18 protein-coding genes are annotated in these 11,987 nt (G+C 67.8%); 17 read left to right on the plus strand and 1 reads right to left on the minus strand.

From position 1 onward, the window contains the following. Nucleotide 1: 1 nt before the first annotated feature. The 17 genes from B7R87_RS20150 (at nucleotide 2) to truA (ending at nucleotide 10,917) form a co-directional block, all read left to right on the plus strand. Nucleotides 2-187 (plus strand): type Z 30S ribosomal protein S14, encoded by a 186-nt coding sequence (locus tag B7R87_RS20150; RefSeq protein ID WP_003956452.1) that lies wholly within the window; start codon nucleotides 2-4, stop codon nucleotides 185-187. Nucleotides 188-398: 211 nt separating this feature from the next. Then, entirely contained in the window at nucleotides 399-797 is a 399-nt protein-coding gene (gene rpsH, locus B7R87_RS20160; RefSeq protein ID WP_006347222.1) for a 30S ribosomal protein S8, read from the plus strand. A 21-nt stretch (nucleotides 798-818) separates the two neighbouring features. After that, entirely contained in the window at nucleotides 819-1,358 is a 540-nt protein-coding gene (gene rplF, locus B7R87_RS20165; protein ID WP_006347221.1) for a 50S ribosomal protein L6, read from the plus strand. A gap of 3 nt (nucleotides 1,359-1,361) precedes the next feature. Next, nucleotides 1,362-1,745 carry a 50S ribosomal protein L18 gene (rplR, locus tag B7R87_RS20170; RefSeq protein WP_006347220.1) on the plus strand — a complete coding sequence of 128 codons (384 nt, stop codon included), beginning with the start codon at nucleotides 1,362-1,364 and terminating at the stop codon, nucleotides 1,743-1,745. 46 nt (nucleotides 1,746-1,791) lie between these two features. After that, nucleotides 1,792-2,397, plus strand: coding sequence for a 30S ribosomal protein S5 (gene rpsE, locus B7R87_RS20175; RefSeq protein WP_005313527.1), 606 nt, complete (start codon nucleotides 1,792-1,794; stop codon nucleotides 2,395-2,397). Beyond that, a complete protein-coding gene (gene rpmD / locus B7R87_RS20180) occupies nucleotides 2,397-2,579 on the plus strand; it encodes a 50S ribosomal protein L30 (RefSeq protein WP_006347219.1) in 183 nt (60 codons plus the stop codon). The genes rpsE and rpmD overlap by 1 nt, the downstream gene beginning before the upstream one ends. Nucleotide 2,580: 1 nt before the next feature. Beyond that, a complete protein-coding gene (gene rplO, locus B7R87_RS20185; RefSeq protein ID WP_006347218.1) occupies nucleotides 2,581-3,036 on the plus strand; it encodes a 50S ribosomal protein L15 in 456 nt (151 codons plus the stop codon). A 253-nt stretch (nucleotides 3,037-3,289) separates the two neighbouring features. Then, a complete protein-coding gene (gene secY / locus B7R87_RS20190; RefSeq protein WP_006347217.1) occupies nucleotides 3,290-4,609 on the plus strand; it encodes a preprotein translocase subunit SecY in 1,320 nt (439 codons plus the stop codon). Then, complete coding sequence (locus B7R87_RS20195; RefSeq protein ID WP_006347216.1) at nucleotides 4,609-5,262, plus strand: adenylate kinase; 654 nt, start codon at nucleotides 4,609-4,611, stop codon at nucleotides 5,260-5,262. The genes secY and B7R87_RS20195 overlap by 1 nt, the downstream gene beginning before the upstream one ends. Before the next feature lie 117 nt (nucleotides 5,263-5,379). Continuing rightward, the gene (gene map / locus B7R87_RS20200) at nucleotides 5,380-6,219 is read left to right on the plus strand and encodes a type I methionyl aminopeptidase (RefSeq protein ID WP_006347215.1); all 840 of its coding nucleotides are present in this window, start codon (nucleotides 5,380-5,382) and stop codon (nucleotides 6,217-6,219) included. Between the two features lie 245 nt (nucleotides 6,220-6,464). Beyond that, nucleotides 6,465-6,686, plus strand: a complete 222-nt coding sequence (gene infA / locus B7R87_RS20205; protein ID WP_003956442.1) for a translation initiation factor IF-1 — start codon at nucleotides 6,465-6,467, stop codon at nucleotides 6,684-6,686. Between the two features lie 61 nt (nucleotides 6,687-6,747). Further along, entirely contained in the window at nucleotides 6,748-6,861 is a 114-nt protein-coding gene (rpmJ, locus tag B7R87_RS20210) for a 50S ribosomal protein L36 (RefSeq protein ID WP_003956441.1), read from the plus strand. Nucleotides 6,862-7,058: 197 nt separating this feature from the next. Continuing rightward, a complete protein-coding gene (rpsM, locus tag B7R87_RS20215; RefSeq protein WP_006347214.1) occupies nucleotides 7,059-7,439 on the plus strand; it encodes a 30S ribosomal protein S13 in 381 nt (126 codons plus the stop codon). A gap of 65 nt (nucleotides 7,440-7,504) precedes the next feature. Continuing rightward, nucleotides 7,505-7,909 (plus strand): 30S ribosomal protein S11, encoded by a 405-nt coding sequence (rpsK, locus tag B7R87_RS20220; protein ID WP_003956432.1) that lies wholly within the window; start codon nucleotides 7,505-7,507, stop codon nucleotides 7,907-7,909. Nucleotides 7,910-8,103: 194 nt separating this feature from the next. Further along, nucleotides 8,104-9,126 (plus strand): DNA-directed RNA polymerase subunit alpha, encoded by a 1,023-nt coding sequence (locus tag B7R87_RS20225; protein ID WP_003956430.1) that lies wholly within the window; start codon nucleotides 8,104-8,106, stop codon nucleotides 9,124-9,126. Nucleotides 9,127-9,403: 277 nt separating this feature from the next. Further along, complete coding sequence (gene rplQ / locus B7R87_RS20230; protein WP_006347213.1) at nucleotides 9,404-9,919, plus strand: 50S ribosomal protein L17; 516 nt, start codon at nucleotides 9,404-9,406, stop codon at nucleotides 9,917-9,919. A 116-nt stretch (nucleotides 9,920-10,035) separates the two neighbouring features. Then, nucleotides 10,036-10,917, plus strand: a complete 882-nt coding sequence (gene truA, locus B7R87_RS20235; protein ID WP_006347212.1) for a tRNA pseudouridine(38-40) synthase TruA — start codon at nucleotides 10,036-10,038, stop codon at nucleotides 10,915-10,917. On the opposite strand, the gene B7R87_RS20240 is transcribed toward truA, so the two are convergent. Further along, nucleotides 10,891-11,835, minus strand: a complete 945-nt coding sequence (locus tag B7R87_RS20240; protein WP_006347211.1) for a hypothetical protein — start codon at nucleotides 11,833-11,835, stop codon at nucleotides 10,891-10,893. The genes truA and B7R87_RS20240 overlap by 27 nt on opposite strands. Nucleotides 11,836-11,987 lie beyond the last annotated feature (152 nt).

Here is an 11,987-nt window from a genome sequence, read left to right on the forward strand (position 1 = left end):
GATGGCGAAGAAGGCTCTTATTGCCAAGGCCGCCCGCAAGCCCAAGTTCGGTGTGCGCGCGTACACCCGCTGCCAGCGCTGTGGACGTCCGCACTCCGTGTACCGCAAGTTCGGCCTCTGCCGCGTGTGCCTTCGTGAGATGGCTCACCGTGGCGAGCTGCCGGGCGTGACCAAGAGCTCCTGGTAGTTCCCGCTTTTCGGGAATGACCGGAGTCTCTCGGTAAGCAAAGGGTTGGTGGGAGCCCATCCCTCCATGGCTTAGGCTAGGAGGGTTGGGCGCCTGCCGCCCGTACGACTTACTACGCCGTAGGTCCCCGCGCCGCACCCGTCCCGCCCCTGTGTGGGGAGAGGGATGGCGCATACAGGAAACCCCGGCGAGAGAGGCCGAAGGCCAATTCATGACCATGACTGATCCCATCGCAGACATGCTGACGCGTCTGCGGAATGCGAACTCGGCGTACCACGACTCCGTGACGATGCCGCACAGCAAGATCAAGTCGCACATCGCGGAGATCCTCCAGCAGGAGGGCTTCATCACGGGCTGGAAGGTCGAGGACGCCGAGGTCGGCAAGAACCTCGTCCTGGAGCTCAAGTTCGGCCCGAACCGTGAGCGCTCCATCGCGGGCATCAAGCGGATCTCGAAGCCGGGTCTCCGTGTGTACGCGAAGTCCACCAACCTGCCCAAGGTTCTGGGCGGTCTCGGCGTGGCGATCATCTCCACGTCGCACGGCCTCCTGACCGGCCAGCAGGCGCAGAAGAAGGGCGTGGGTGGGGAAGTCCTCGCCTACGTCTGGTAGTTCGGGAACGGAGGAAAAGCAATGTCGCGTATCGGCAAGCTCCCCATCCAGGTTCCCGCCGGTGTGGACGTCACCATCGAGGGCCGCACGGTCGCGGTGAAGGGGCCCAAGGGCACCCTCACGCACACCATTGCGGCACCCATCGAGATCGCGAAGGGTGAGGACGGCGTTCTGGCCGTCACCCGCCCCAACGACGAGCGTCAGAACAAGGCCCTTCACGGCCTGTCCCGCACGCTGGTGGCGAACATGATCACCGGTGTGACCCAGGGATACACCAAGGCGCTCGAAATCAGCGGTGTCGGTTACCGCGTGGCCGCGAAGGGCTCCAACCTGGAGTTCCAGCTCGGCTACAGCCACCCGATCCTGGTGGAGGCCCCCGAGGGGATCTCCTTCAAGGTCGAGTCGCCGACCAAGTTCTCGGTCGAGGGCATCGACAAGCAGAAGGTCGGCGAGGTCGCCGCTAACATCCGCAAGCTGCGCAAGCCCGACCCGTACAAGGCCAAGGGCGTCAAGTACGCGGGCGAGGTCATCCGCCGCAAGGTCGGAAAGGCGGGTAAGTAAGCCATGGCATACGGTGTGAAGATCGCCAAGGGTGACGCGTACAAGCGCGCCGCCATCAAGCGCCGCCACATCCGCGTCCGCAAGCGCATCTCCGGTACGCCGGAGCGGCCGCGCCTGGTCGTGACGCGTTCCAACCGCCACATCGTGGCGCAGGTCATCGACGACCTCGCGGGCCACACGCTCGCGTCGGCGTCGACCCTGGACACCTCGATCCGCGGCGGCGAGGGCGACAAGAGCGCCCTGGCCAAGCAGGTCGGCGCCCTGGTCGCCGAGCGCGCCAAGGCTGCCGGTGTCGAGGCCGTCGTGTTCGACCGCGGTGGCAACCAGTACGCCGGGCGGATTGCCGCTCTGGCCGACGCCGCCCGCGAGGCCGGGCTGAAGTTCTGAGCCCCGGTTCCGGAGCTAGCGGACGTAACAGAGAGAGGTAATTCCAATGGCTGGACCCCAGCGCCGCGGAAGCGGTGCCGGTGGCGGCGAGCGGCGGGACCGGAAGGGTCGCGACGGTGGCGCAGCTGCCGCCGAGAAGACCGCGTACGTCGAGCGTGTCGTCGCGATCAACCGCGTCGCCAAGGTTGTGAAGGGTGGTCGTCGCTTCAGCTTCACCGCGCTGGTCGTGGTGGGCGACGGTGACGGCACCGTGGGTGTCGGTTACGGCAAGGCCAAGGAGGTGCCGGCCGCCATCGCCAAGGGTGTTGAGGAGGCCAAGAAGCACTTCTTCAAGGTCCCCCGTATCCAGGGCACCATCCCCCACCCCATCCAGGGCGAGAAGGCTGCGGGCGTCGTCCTGCTGAAGCCTGCTTCCCCCGGTACGGGTGTTATCGCCGGTGGTCCGGTGCGCGCCGTCCTGGAGTGCGCCGGAGTTCACGACATCCTGTCGAAGTCGCTCGGCTCCGACAACGCGATCAACATCGTGCACGCGACCGTGGCGGCCCTCAAGGGCCTGCAGCGTCCCGAGGAGATCGCGGCCCGCCGCGGTCTGCCCCTTGAGGACGTCGCCCCCGCGGCTCTCCTGCGTGCACGTGCGGGAGCGGGTGCGTAATGGCCCGCCTCAAGATCACGCAGACGAAGTCGTACATCGGCAGCAAGCAGAACCACCGCGACACCCTGCGTTCGCTCGGGCTGAAGAAGCTCAACGACGTGGTTGTCAAGGAGGACCGCCCCGAGTTCCGCGGCATGGTGCACACCGTCCGCCACCTCGTGACGGTCGAGGAGGTCGACTGATATGGCGGAGCAGAACCCGCTGAAGGTCCACAACCTCCGTCCCGCCCCGGGCGCCAAGACCGCGAAGACTCGTGTCGGTCGTGGTGAGGCGTCCAAGGGTAAGACGGCCGGTCGTGGTACCAAGGGCACCAAGGCCCGCTACCAGGTTCCGGAGCGCTTCGAGGGTGGGCAGATGCCCCTCCACATGCGCCTTCCGAAGCTGAAGGGCTTCAAGAACCCGTTCCGCACCGAGTACCAGGTCGTGAACCTCGACAAGCTGGCCGCGCTCTACCCGCAGGGTGGCGAGGTCACGGTTGCCGATCTGGTCGCCAAGGGCGCCGTTCGCAAGAACCAGCTCGTCAAGGTGCTCGGCCAGGGCGAGATCTCCGTGGCGCTGCAGGTGACGGTCGACGCCGTCTCCGGCTCCGCCAAGGAGAAGATCACCGCTGCCGGCGGTTCCGTCACCGAACTGGTCTGAGACCTGTTCCGTGGCTGAAGACTGAATCATCGACCGGGGATGCCTCCCAAAAGGGGCATCCCCGGTTGGTCGTTCCTAGGGTGGCGCCCTCGCCGGTAAGGTGGCGGCGTCACACTGCTGTGAAGAAATCCGCACGGTCGGCTTCCCACCGGGAACCTGGCCGCGCGGATCGCTGTTAGTCAACTGACAAGTATCCGTCGATCCTCAAGACCGTCACCTCTGACGCAGTAGCGCGGGGGTCGCAGGAGGCACCGTGCTCACCGCGTTCGCCCGAGCGTTCAAGACGCCCGACCTGCGCAAGAAGCTGCTCTTCACGCTCGGCATCATCGTGCTGTTCCGGCTTGGGTCGCACGTCCCGGTTCCGGGAGTCGACTACAACAAGGTCCAGATCTGTGTGGATCAGGCGGCCGAGAGCAACAACAGCCTGTTCGGCCTGGTGAACATGCTCAGCGGTGGAGCGCTGCTGCAGATCACGATCTTCGCCCTCGGCATCATGCCGTACATCACGGCGAGCATCATTCTCCAGCTGCTCACCGTGGTGATTCCGCGACTGGAAGCCCTCAAGAAGGAGGGCCAGTCCGGCACCGCGAAGATCACCCAGTACACCCGTTATCTGACCGTCGCGCTCGCCGTGCTCCAGGGCACCGGCCTGGTGGCGACCGCCCGTAGCGGCATGCTGTTCCAGGGCTGCTCCGTCGGCACCCAGATCGTCCCCGACCGGTCGATCTTCACCACCATTGTGATGGTCGTGACCATGACCGCGGGCACCGCGGCCGTCATGTGGCTCGGTGAGCTGATCACCGACCGCGGTATCGGCAACGGTATGTCCATCCTGATGTTCATCTCCATCGCCGCCGGCTTCCTCGGCTCCCTCTGGGCCATCAAGGAGAGCGGCAAGCTCGCCGACGGCTGGATCGAGTTCGGCACGGTCATCCTCATCGGCTTCGTGATGGTGGCCCTGGTGGTCTTCGTCGAGCAGGCCCAGCGCCGGATCCCGGTGCAGTACGCCAAGCGGATGATCGGACGCCGTTCGTACGGCGGGACCTCGACGTACATCCCCCTCAAGGTGAACCAGGCCGGTGTGATCCCGGTCATCTTCGCCTCTTCGCTGCTCTACATTCCGGCGCTGATCGCACAGTTCTCCAGCGGAACCTCGTCCTGGAAGACGTGGATCGAAGCGCACCTGGTCAAGGGCGACCATCCGTACTACATCGCTACCTACTTCCTTCTGATCGTCTTCTTCGCGTTCTTCTACGTCGCCATCTCGTTCAACCCCGAGGACGTAGCGGACAACATGAAGAAGTATGGTGGTTTCATCCCGGGTATCCGGGCTGGTCGACCGACTGCCGAGTATCTGAGCTACGTGCTCAACAGGATCACTTGGCCGGGCTCGCTGTACCTGGGTCTGATTGCTCTTGTCCCGACGATGGCGTTGGCGGGCTTCGGAGGCGCGAACCAGAACTTCCCGTTCGGCGGGACGAGCATCCTCATCATCGTGGGTGTGGGTCTGGAGACCGTGAAGCAGATCGAGAGCCAGCTCCAGCAGCGCAATTACGAAGGGTTCCTCCGCTGATGCGAATCGTCCTCGTCGGACCTCCCGGGGCCGGCAAGGGAACGCAGGCTGCGTACCTTGCCGAGAACCTGTCGATCCCGCACATCTCCACGGGCGACCTCTTCCGCGCCAACATCAGCCAGGGCACCGATCTCGGGCGCCAGGCGAAGTCCTATATGGACGCGGGAGAGCTGGTCCCCGACGAGGTGACCATCGGCATGGCCAAGGAACGCATGGGCCGGCCGGACGCCGCGAGGGGCTTCCTCCTCGACGGCTTCCCGCGCAACCTCTCCCAGGCCGAGTCGCTGGACGCGATGCTGAAGTCCGAGGGCATGACCCTGGACGCGGTGCTGGATCTGGAAGTCCCCGAGGACGAGGTGGTCAAGCGGATCGCCGGCCGCCGGATCTGCCGGAACGACTCCAGTCACGTCTTCCACGTGACGTACCACCCGCCGAAGGCGGAGGGTGTCTGCGACACCTGCGGCGGCGACCTCTACCAGCGCGACGACGACTCCGAGGAGACGGTCCGCAAGCGCCTGGAGGTCTACCACGCCCAGACCGAGCCGATCATCGACTACTACCGGGGTCAGGGCCTCGTGGTGACGATCTCGGCGCTCGGTCCGGTCACCGAGGTGACCGGACGGGCGATGGAGGCCCTGGGCAAGAAGGACTGACCGCCCCCTGCGAAGGCGGTACGGAGCAGTACGCTGAACGGCCGCGGTGTCCGATGGACGCCGCGGCCGTAGTGTTGAGCGAGAGCCACGAGATCGGTGAGAGGCAAGGAAACGGGCATGGTGCAGATCAAGACCCCGGAGCAGATCGCGAAGATGCGCGCGGCGGGGCTGGTCGTCGCCGCCATCCACGCGGCCACCCGGGAGGCCGCGGTTCCGGGGGCCACCACCCGGGATCTCGACGAGGTCGCCCGGAAGGTGATCGCCGACCACGGTGCGAAGTCGAACTTCCTGGGCTACGGCGGTTTCCCCGCCACCATCTGCACCTCGGTCAACGAGGTCGTCGTCCACGGCATCCCGGACGACAAGACGGTCCTCAAGGACGGCGACATCATCTCCATCGACGCGGGCGCGATCGTGGACGGCTGGCACGGTGACGCCGCGTACACGGCGTTCGTGGGCGGTGGTCACGATCCGCGGCTGGTCGAGCTCTCCCGGGTGACCGAGGAGTCCATGTGGGCCGGGATCGCCGCGATGAAGAACGGCAACCGGCTGGTGGACGTGTCCCGCGCCATCGAGACCTACATCCGCCGCCAGCCCAAGCCGGGCGGCGGCCGGTACGGGATCATCGAGGACTACGGCGGCCACGGCATCGGCACCGAGATGCACATGGACCCCCACCTGCTGAACTACGTCTCCCGCAAGCGGGGCAAGGGTCCCCGGCTGGTGCCGGGCTTCTGTCTGGCCATCGAGCCGATGGTCTCCCTCGGCACCCCCAAGACCGAGGTCCTCGCCGACGACTGGACCGTGATCACCACGGACGGCACCTGGTCCTCGCACTGGGAGCACTCGGTGGCGGTCACCGAGGAGGGCCCGCTGGTACTCACCGCCCCGGACTGCGGCCGGGCGAAGCTGGCCGAGCTGGGCATCACGGCGGCGCCGGACCCGCTCGACGGCTGACGGCGCCCGCCCCGGCGGAGCGGTGGCGGGGCGCGGTCAGGCTGCTTTCGACGGCCGACTGCCCTCGGCCGACCGAGGGAAAAAGGGGCGTAAGGATCATGGCGACTGGGCAAACTCCCTGGATTCGTCTTTTCCGAGGCCCTGACGTAGACTGATGCGTCGGCTCCCATGTACCCGTGTGTCTGCGTGCGCGCACCATATGGGGAACGGAAGTCGATCAAGGTAGCCGATTCGAAGGGCGAAGCGTGGCCAAGAAGCAAGGTGCCATCGAAATCGAGGGCACCGTGATCGAGTCCCTCCCGAACGCCATGTTCAAGGTGGAGCTTCAGAACGGTCACAAGGTCCTCGCGCACATCTCCGGCAAGATGCGGATGCACTACATCCGTATCCTCCCGGACGACCGGGTCGTCGTGGAGCTGTCTCCGTACGACCTGACGCGTGGCCGGATCGTCTACCGCTACAAGTAGATCTTGTCCCGACCCCGCTCAGCCGCGGGGTGGTGGCACTGACCCGGAGAACCTCACACCCATGAAGGTCAAGCCGAGCGTCAAGAAGATCTGCGACAAGTGCAAGGTGATCCGCCGTCACGGCCGGGTCATGGTCATCTGCGACAACCTGCGCCACAAGCAGCGCCAGGGCTGACGCACGCCGACCCGCACTTCGCAGTACTTCGCGCGACGCGAGCAACACATCGTTCATACGCAGAGTCCGCCCAGCCCGTCAGGGCCGGCGACACCTCCGGCGGGGGCCGGGGACCCGGACGTACCACCATCCGCCACGGATGGTCGGCGGTCGGGAACGGCACTGCGGAAGACCCCCGAGTACACAGGAGCCATTGAATGGCACGCGTTTCCGGTGTCGACATCCCGCGTGAAAAGCGTGTGGAGATCGCACTCACTTACGTCTTCGGTATCGGCCGCACCCTGGCGCAGGAGACCCTCGCCGCCACCGGTGTGAACCCGAACACCCGCGTTCGTGACCTGGCCGAGGAAGACCTGGTCAAGATCCGCGAGTACGTGGACAACAACCTCAAGACCGAGGGTGACCTCCGCCGCGAGATCCAGGCCGACATCCGCCGCAAGGTCGAGATCGGCTGCTACCAGGGTCTGCGTCACCGCCGCGGTCTGCCGGTCCACGGCCAGCGCACCAGCACGAACGCCCGTACCCGCAAGGGCCCGCGTCGCGCCATCGCCGGTAAGAAGAAGCCGGGCAAGAAGTAGTCCACAGCGGACGCTCATCAGCGGTCTTCGCTGTAGGACCGACCACCTCCCGTAGGAGTTAAGAGATGCCCCCCAAGGGACGTCAGGGCGCTGCCAAGAAGGTGCGCCGCAAGGAAAAGAAGAACGTCGCTCACGGCCACGCGCACATCAAGAGCACGTTCAACAACACGATCGTTTCGATCACGGACCCGTCCGGCAACGTGATCTCCTGGGCCTCCGCCGGCCACGTCGGCTTCAAGGGCTCGCGCAAGTCGACCCCGTTCGCCGCGCAGATGGCCGCCGAGTCGGCCGCGCGCCGCGCGCAGGAGCACGGCATGCGCAAGGTGGACGTCTTCGTCAAGGGTCCCGGCTCCGGCCGTGAGACCGCGATCCGTTCGCTCCAGGCCACCGGCCTGGAGGTCGGCTCCATCCAGGACGTCACCCCGACGCCCCACAACGGCTGCCGTCCGCCGAAGCGCCGCCGCGTCTGACGCGGGGCGTCGTGCCCGGGGACGGTTCGCCGTCCACTGCGGGCACACCCTGAGCGGTGTCGCGGCCGACACCGCTTGAGCTGGGCTTTTGGGCGGTGCGCCCCCTTCGGGGGGCGTACCGCCCGTACCCTGTTTTACGCACCATCCTGTCGGGCGTCATATAGCGGACGCCCCCGACTGAAGGAACGATCCGCATGCTGATCGCTCAGCGTCCTTCGCTGACCGAAGAGGTCGTCGACGAGTACCGCTCCCGGTTCGTGATCGAGCCGCTGGAGCCGGGCTTCGGCTACACCCTCGGCAACTCCCTCCGCCGTACCCTCCTCTCCTCGATTCCGGGTGCGGCCGTCACGTCCATCCGTATCGACGGTGTCCTGCACGAGTTCACCACCGTGCCGGGCGTCAAGGAGGACGTGACCGACCTGATCCTCAACATCAAGCAGCTCGTCGTCTCCTCGGAGCACGACGAGCCGGTCGTGATGTACCTGCGCAAGCAGGGCCCGGGTCTGGTCACCGCCGCCGACATCGCGCCCCCGGCCGGTGTCGAGGTCCACAACCCCGACCTCGTCCTCGCCACCCTCAACGGCAAGGGCAAGCTGGAGATGGAGCTGACCGTCGAGCGCGGTCGCGGCTATGTCTCCGCCGTGCAGAACAAGCAGGTCGGCCAGGAGATCGGCCGGATCCCGGTCGACTCCATCTACTCGCCGGTCCTCAAGGTCACCTACAAGGTCGAGGCGACCCGAGTCGAGCAGCGCACCGACTTCGACAAGCTGATCGTCGACGTCGAGACGAAGCAGGCGATGCGTCCCCGCGACGCCATGGCCTCCGCGGGCAAGACCCTGGTCGAGCTGTTCGGTCTCGCCCGTGAGCTGAACATCGACGCCGAGGGCATCGACATGGGCCCGTCCCCGACGGACGCCGCGCTCGCCGCGGACCTGGCCCTGCCGATCGAGGAGCTGGAACTCACCGTCCGCTCCTACAACTGCCTCAAGCGCGAGGGCATCCACTCGGTGGGCGAGCTCGTCGCCCGCTCCGAGGCGGACCTCCTCGACATCCGCAACTTCGGCGCGAAGTCGATCGACGAGGTCAAGGCGAAGCTGGCCGGCATGGGCCTGGCGCTCAAGGACAGCCCGCCCGGATTCGACCCGACCGCTGCGGCTGACGCCTTCGGGGCGGACGACGACGCGGACGCGGGCTTCGTGGAGACCGAGCAGTACTAGTCGGCTCCGCCGGGGCCAGGTGATCTACGGGAGATCGTGGCCCGGTCGCCCGGTGAGCGACTGCGCGTCGGCTGTGGCTGGTCGCGCAGTTCCGCCCCCTACGCCCAGGGGCGTGGGGGGACCCCCAGCGCCCCTATCGGGGCACACCCTCCTGCGCCCGTGACGGGCGCAGGAACCCCCGCTTCTCGCGGGGCACACACACTGCCCGCAGGCGGCCGCCTGTGGGGTCCTGACATCGGTACCTGATACGGCCGGTGCAGATTGAAGGAGAAACACCATGCCGAAGCCCGCCAAGGGCGCCCGTCTGGGCGGCAGCGCTGCGCACGAGCGGCTGCTCCTCGCGAACCTCGCGAAGTCGCTGTTCGAGCACGGCCGGATCACCACGACCGAGGCGAAGGCCCGCCGCCTGCGTCCGGTCGCCGAGCGGCTGATCACCAAGGCGAAGAAGGGCGACATCCACAACCGTCGTCTCGTTCTTCAGACGATCACGGACAAGGGCATCGTGCACGCGCTCTTCACCGAGATCGCCCCGCGCTACGCCGAGCGCCCGGGTGGCTACACCCGGATCACCAAGATCGGCAACCGCCGTGGTGACAACGCGAAGATGGCCGTGATCGAGCTCGTAGAGGGCGAGATCGCGAAGAAGGCCACGGTCGACGAGGCCGAGGCCGCCACCAAGCGCGCGGTCAAGGAGGACGCCCTGAAGAAGGAGTCCGCCGAGGCCGAGGACGCCGCTCCGGTCGAGGACGCCAAGCCGGCCGCCGAGGCCGCCGAGGAGTCCAAGGACGCCTGATCGGTTCTGCCGATCGCGTTCCCATGGCTGGTGGACGGGCCCGTTCCCCCTCGGGGGAGCGGGCCCGTTCCGTCTGCCGGGAGCTGTTTCGAGCTGTTTGAGACGAGGATCTTCACGTGACTGATGACGGCTACGGCGTTCCGGCCGGGCGGGTACGGGTGCGGTTCGACCTGTCGTACGACGGCACCGCCTTCTCCGGCTGGGCCAAGCAGGCCGGGGGCCGCCGGACCGTACAGGGCGAGATCGAAGACGCGCTGCGCACGGTGACCAGGTCGGCGGAGACGTACGAGCTGACCGTCGCCGGCCGTACGGACGCCGGGGTGCACGCCCGCGGCCAGGTCGCCCATGTCGACCTCCCCGCCGGGGTATGGGCCGAGCACCGCGAGAAGCTGCTGAAGCGGCTCGCCGGACGCCTTTCGCGGGACGTCCGGATCCGGCGGGCCGAAGAGGCCCCCGCGGGCTTCGACGCCCGGTTCTCGGCGATCTGGCGGCGGTACGCCTACCGGATCAGCGACCACCCGAGCGGCGTCGACCCGCTGCTGCGCGGGCATGTGCTCTGGCACGACTGGCCACTGGACGTGGATGCCATGAACGAGGCGTCCCGCGGGCTGCTCGGGGAGCACGACTTCGCCGCCTACTGCAAGCGGCGCGAAGGCGCGACCACGATCCGTACCCTCCAGCGGCTGGAGTGGGAGCGGGACGCGGCCGGGATCATCACCGCCACCGTGCGGGCCGACGCCTTCTGCCACAACATGGTCCGCTCCCTGGTGGGGGCGCTGGTCTTCGTCGGCGACGGGCACCGGCCGGTGGAGTGGCCCGCGCAGGTGCTGGCCGCGGGCGTCCGGGACTCCGCGGTCCATGTCGTACGTCCGCACGGACTGACCCTGGAAGAGGTCGGCTATCCGGCCGACGAACTGCTGGCCGCCCGCAGCCGGGAGGCCCGCAACAAGCGCTCGCTGCCCGTCCTGGGCTCAGCCGGGGGCGCCGGCTGCTGCTGAGGCCTGGGCCGTACCGCGGGCGGCGATCTGCCGGAAGACGAAGTCCGCGACGTCGTTGTTGAGCCGGTACGCCTTGGTGTCGCCGCTGGTGACGGACTTGCCACTGGTGTAGCCGGTGGAGGTGTAGTACGCGTACCGGCCGACCTGGTTGGACGTGACCAGGCAGACCGGGCCGCCCTGGCAGAAGTTGCCGACGCCCTTCCCGGCCAGCGGCCGGATATTGCGGCTGGTCTGCTTGGCGCGCTGCGCCTCCGCCGTGGTGCCGAAGACGGCGATGCCGACGGTGACCGCCAGACCGTCCTGGTGGTACGTGGCCCGGAACATCCGGTCGCAGCCGCTGCCCTGGAGCGTGCTCGCCAGGGCCCGCTGGGCCGCGGACGCGCAGGCCGCCGTGGAGTGGGCGGCGGCCTCGGCGTAGGTCCGGCCGTTCACGGTGATCTGCGCCCCGGGGAAGAAACCGTCCAGCGTGAGGGGCGCCCGGTCCTTCTTCTCGTCGGCGATGAAGTCGTTCGGATCGGGCGGCGGCAGCGGCGCCACGGAGGAGAACGAGGGCCCGGGCGCGGCCGAGGCCGGTGCCGAGGAGCCCGACGCCCCGCCCTTCGCCTCCCCGGAGCCCTTGGTGTCGTCGTTGGACATCACGATCCCCGTCGCCACGACCCCGGCGATCACGACCGTCGCCAGCGCCCCGCCGCCGATCATCAGCAGCCGGCGGCGCCGGGCCCGGGCCGCGGAGGCCTCCGCGAGAGCCGCCCAGTCGGGGGTGGCCCCGGACGGCGCCGTACCGTCCCCGAAGCCCGCACGGCCACCGTACGGATCATGGCCGAAAGGCGGCTGCCCCTGCGGATCCCCGCCCTGCCAAGGCTGCTGGTTCCGTCCCTCACCGGCCCCCCACGGAGGCCCCCCCTGCCCGAAGCTCATGCCGCGCATCCTAGGCCCTCTCATTTGGACCCTGCTGGGCTCGCGTGCCTCCCCCAGCTACCGCTGGGGTGCCCCCAGCCACGCCCGCTCGCTGCGTTGTCGTCAGTCGCCTACGGCCCCCTGGGCCTGGCGGCCCGGGTGGTACCCCCACC

Source organism: Streptomyces tsukubensis (assembly GCF_003932715.1).
GTDB lineage: Bacteria > Actinomycetota > Actinomycetes > Streptomycetales > Streptomycetaceae > Streptomyces > Streptomyces tsukubensis.

Bases quoted from the DNA above. Each gene is read 5' to 3' on its own strand.
- map (WP_006347215.1), top strand. From the start codon at position 5,380: ATGGTGCAGATCAAGACCCCGGAGCAGATCGCGAAGATGCGCGCGGCG.
- rpmJ (WP_003956441.1), top strand. From the start codon at position 6,748: ATGAAGGTCAAGCCGAGCGTCAAGAAGATCTGCGACAAGTGCAAGGTG.
- rpsH (WP_006347222.1), top strand. From the start codon at position 399: ATGACCATGACTGATCCCATCGCAGACATGCTGACGCGTCTGCGGAAT.
- rplF (WP_006347221.1), top strand. From the start codon at position 819: ATGTCGCGTATCGGCAAGCTCCCCATCCAGGTTCCCGCCGGTGTGGAC.
- B7R87_RS20240 (WP_006347211.1), bottom strand. From the start codon at position 11,835: ATGAGCTTCGGGCAGGGGGGGCCTCCGTGGGGGGCCGGTGAGGGACGG.
- rplR (WP_006347220.1), top strand. From the start codon at position 1,362: ATGGCATACGGTGTGAAGATCGCCAAGGGTGACGCGTACAAGCGCGCC.
- B7R87_RS20150 (WP_003956452.1), top strand. From the start codon at position 2: ATGGCGAAGAAGGCTCTTATTGCCAAGGCCGCCCGCAAGCCCAAGTTC.
- rpmD (WP_006347219.1), top strand. From the start codon at position 2,397: ATGGCCCGCCTCAAGATCACGCAGACGAAGTCGTACATCGGCAGCAAG.
- rpsM (WP_006347214.1), top strand. From the start codon at position 7,059: ATGGCACGCGTTTCCGGTGTCGACATCCCGCGTGAAAAGCGTGTGGAG.
- B7R87_RS20225 (WP_003956430.1), top strand. From the start codon at position 8,104: ATGCTGATCGCTCAGCGTCCTTCGCTGACCGAAGAGGTCGTCGACGAG.
- rpsE (WP_005313527.1), top strand. From the start codon at position 1,792: ATGGCTGGACCCCAGCGCCGCGGAAGCGGTGCCGGTGGCGGCGAGCGG.
- rplO (WP_006347218.1), top strand. From the start codon at position 2,581: ATGGCGGAGCAGAACCCGCTGAAGGTCCACAACCTCCGTCCCGCCCCG.
- rplQ (WP_006347213.1), top strand. From the start codon at position 9,404: ATGCCGAAGCCCGCCAAGGGCGCCCGTCTGGGCGGCAGCGCTGCGCAC.
- B7R87_RS20195 (WP_006347216.1), top strand. From the start codon at position 4,609: ATGCGAATCGTCCTCGTCGGACCTCCCGGGGCCGGCAAGGGAACGCAG.
- rpsK (WP_003956432.1), top strand. From the start codon at position 7,505: ATGCCCCCCAAGGGACGTCAGGGCGCTGCCAAGAAGGTGCGCCGCAAG.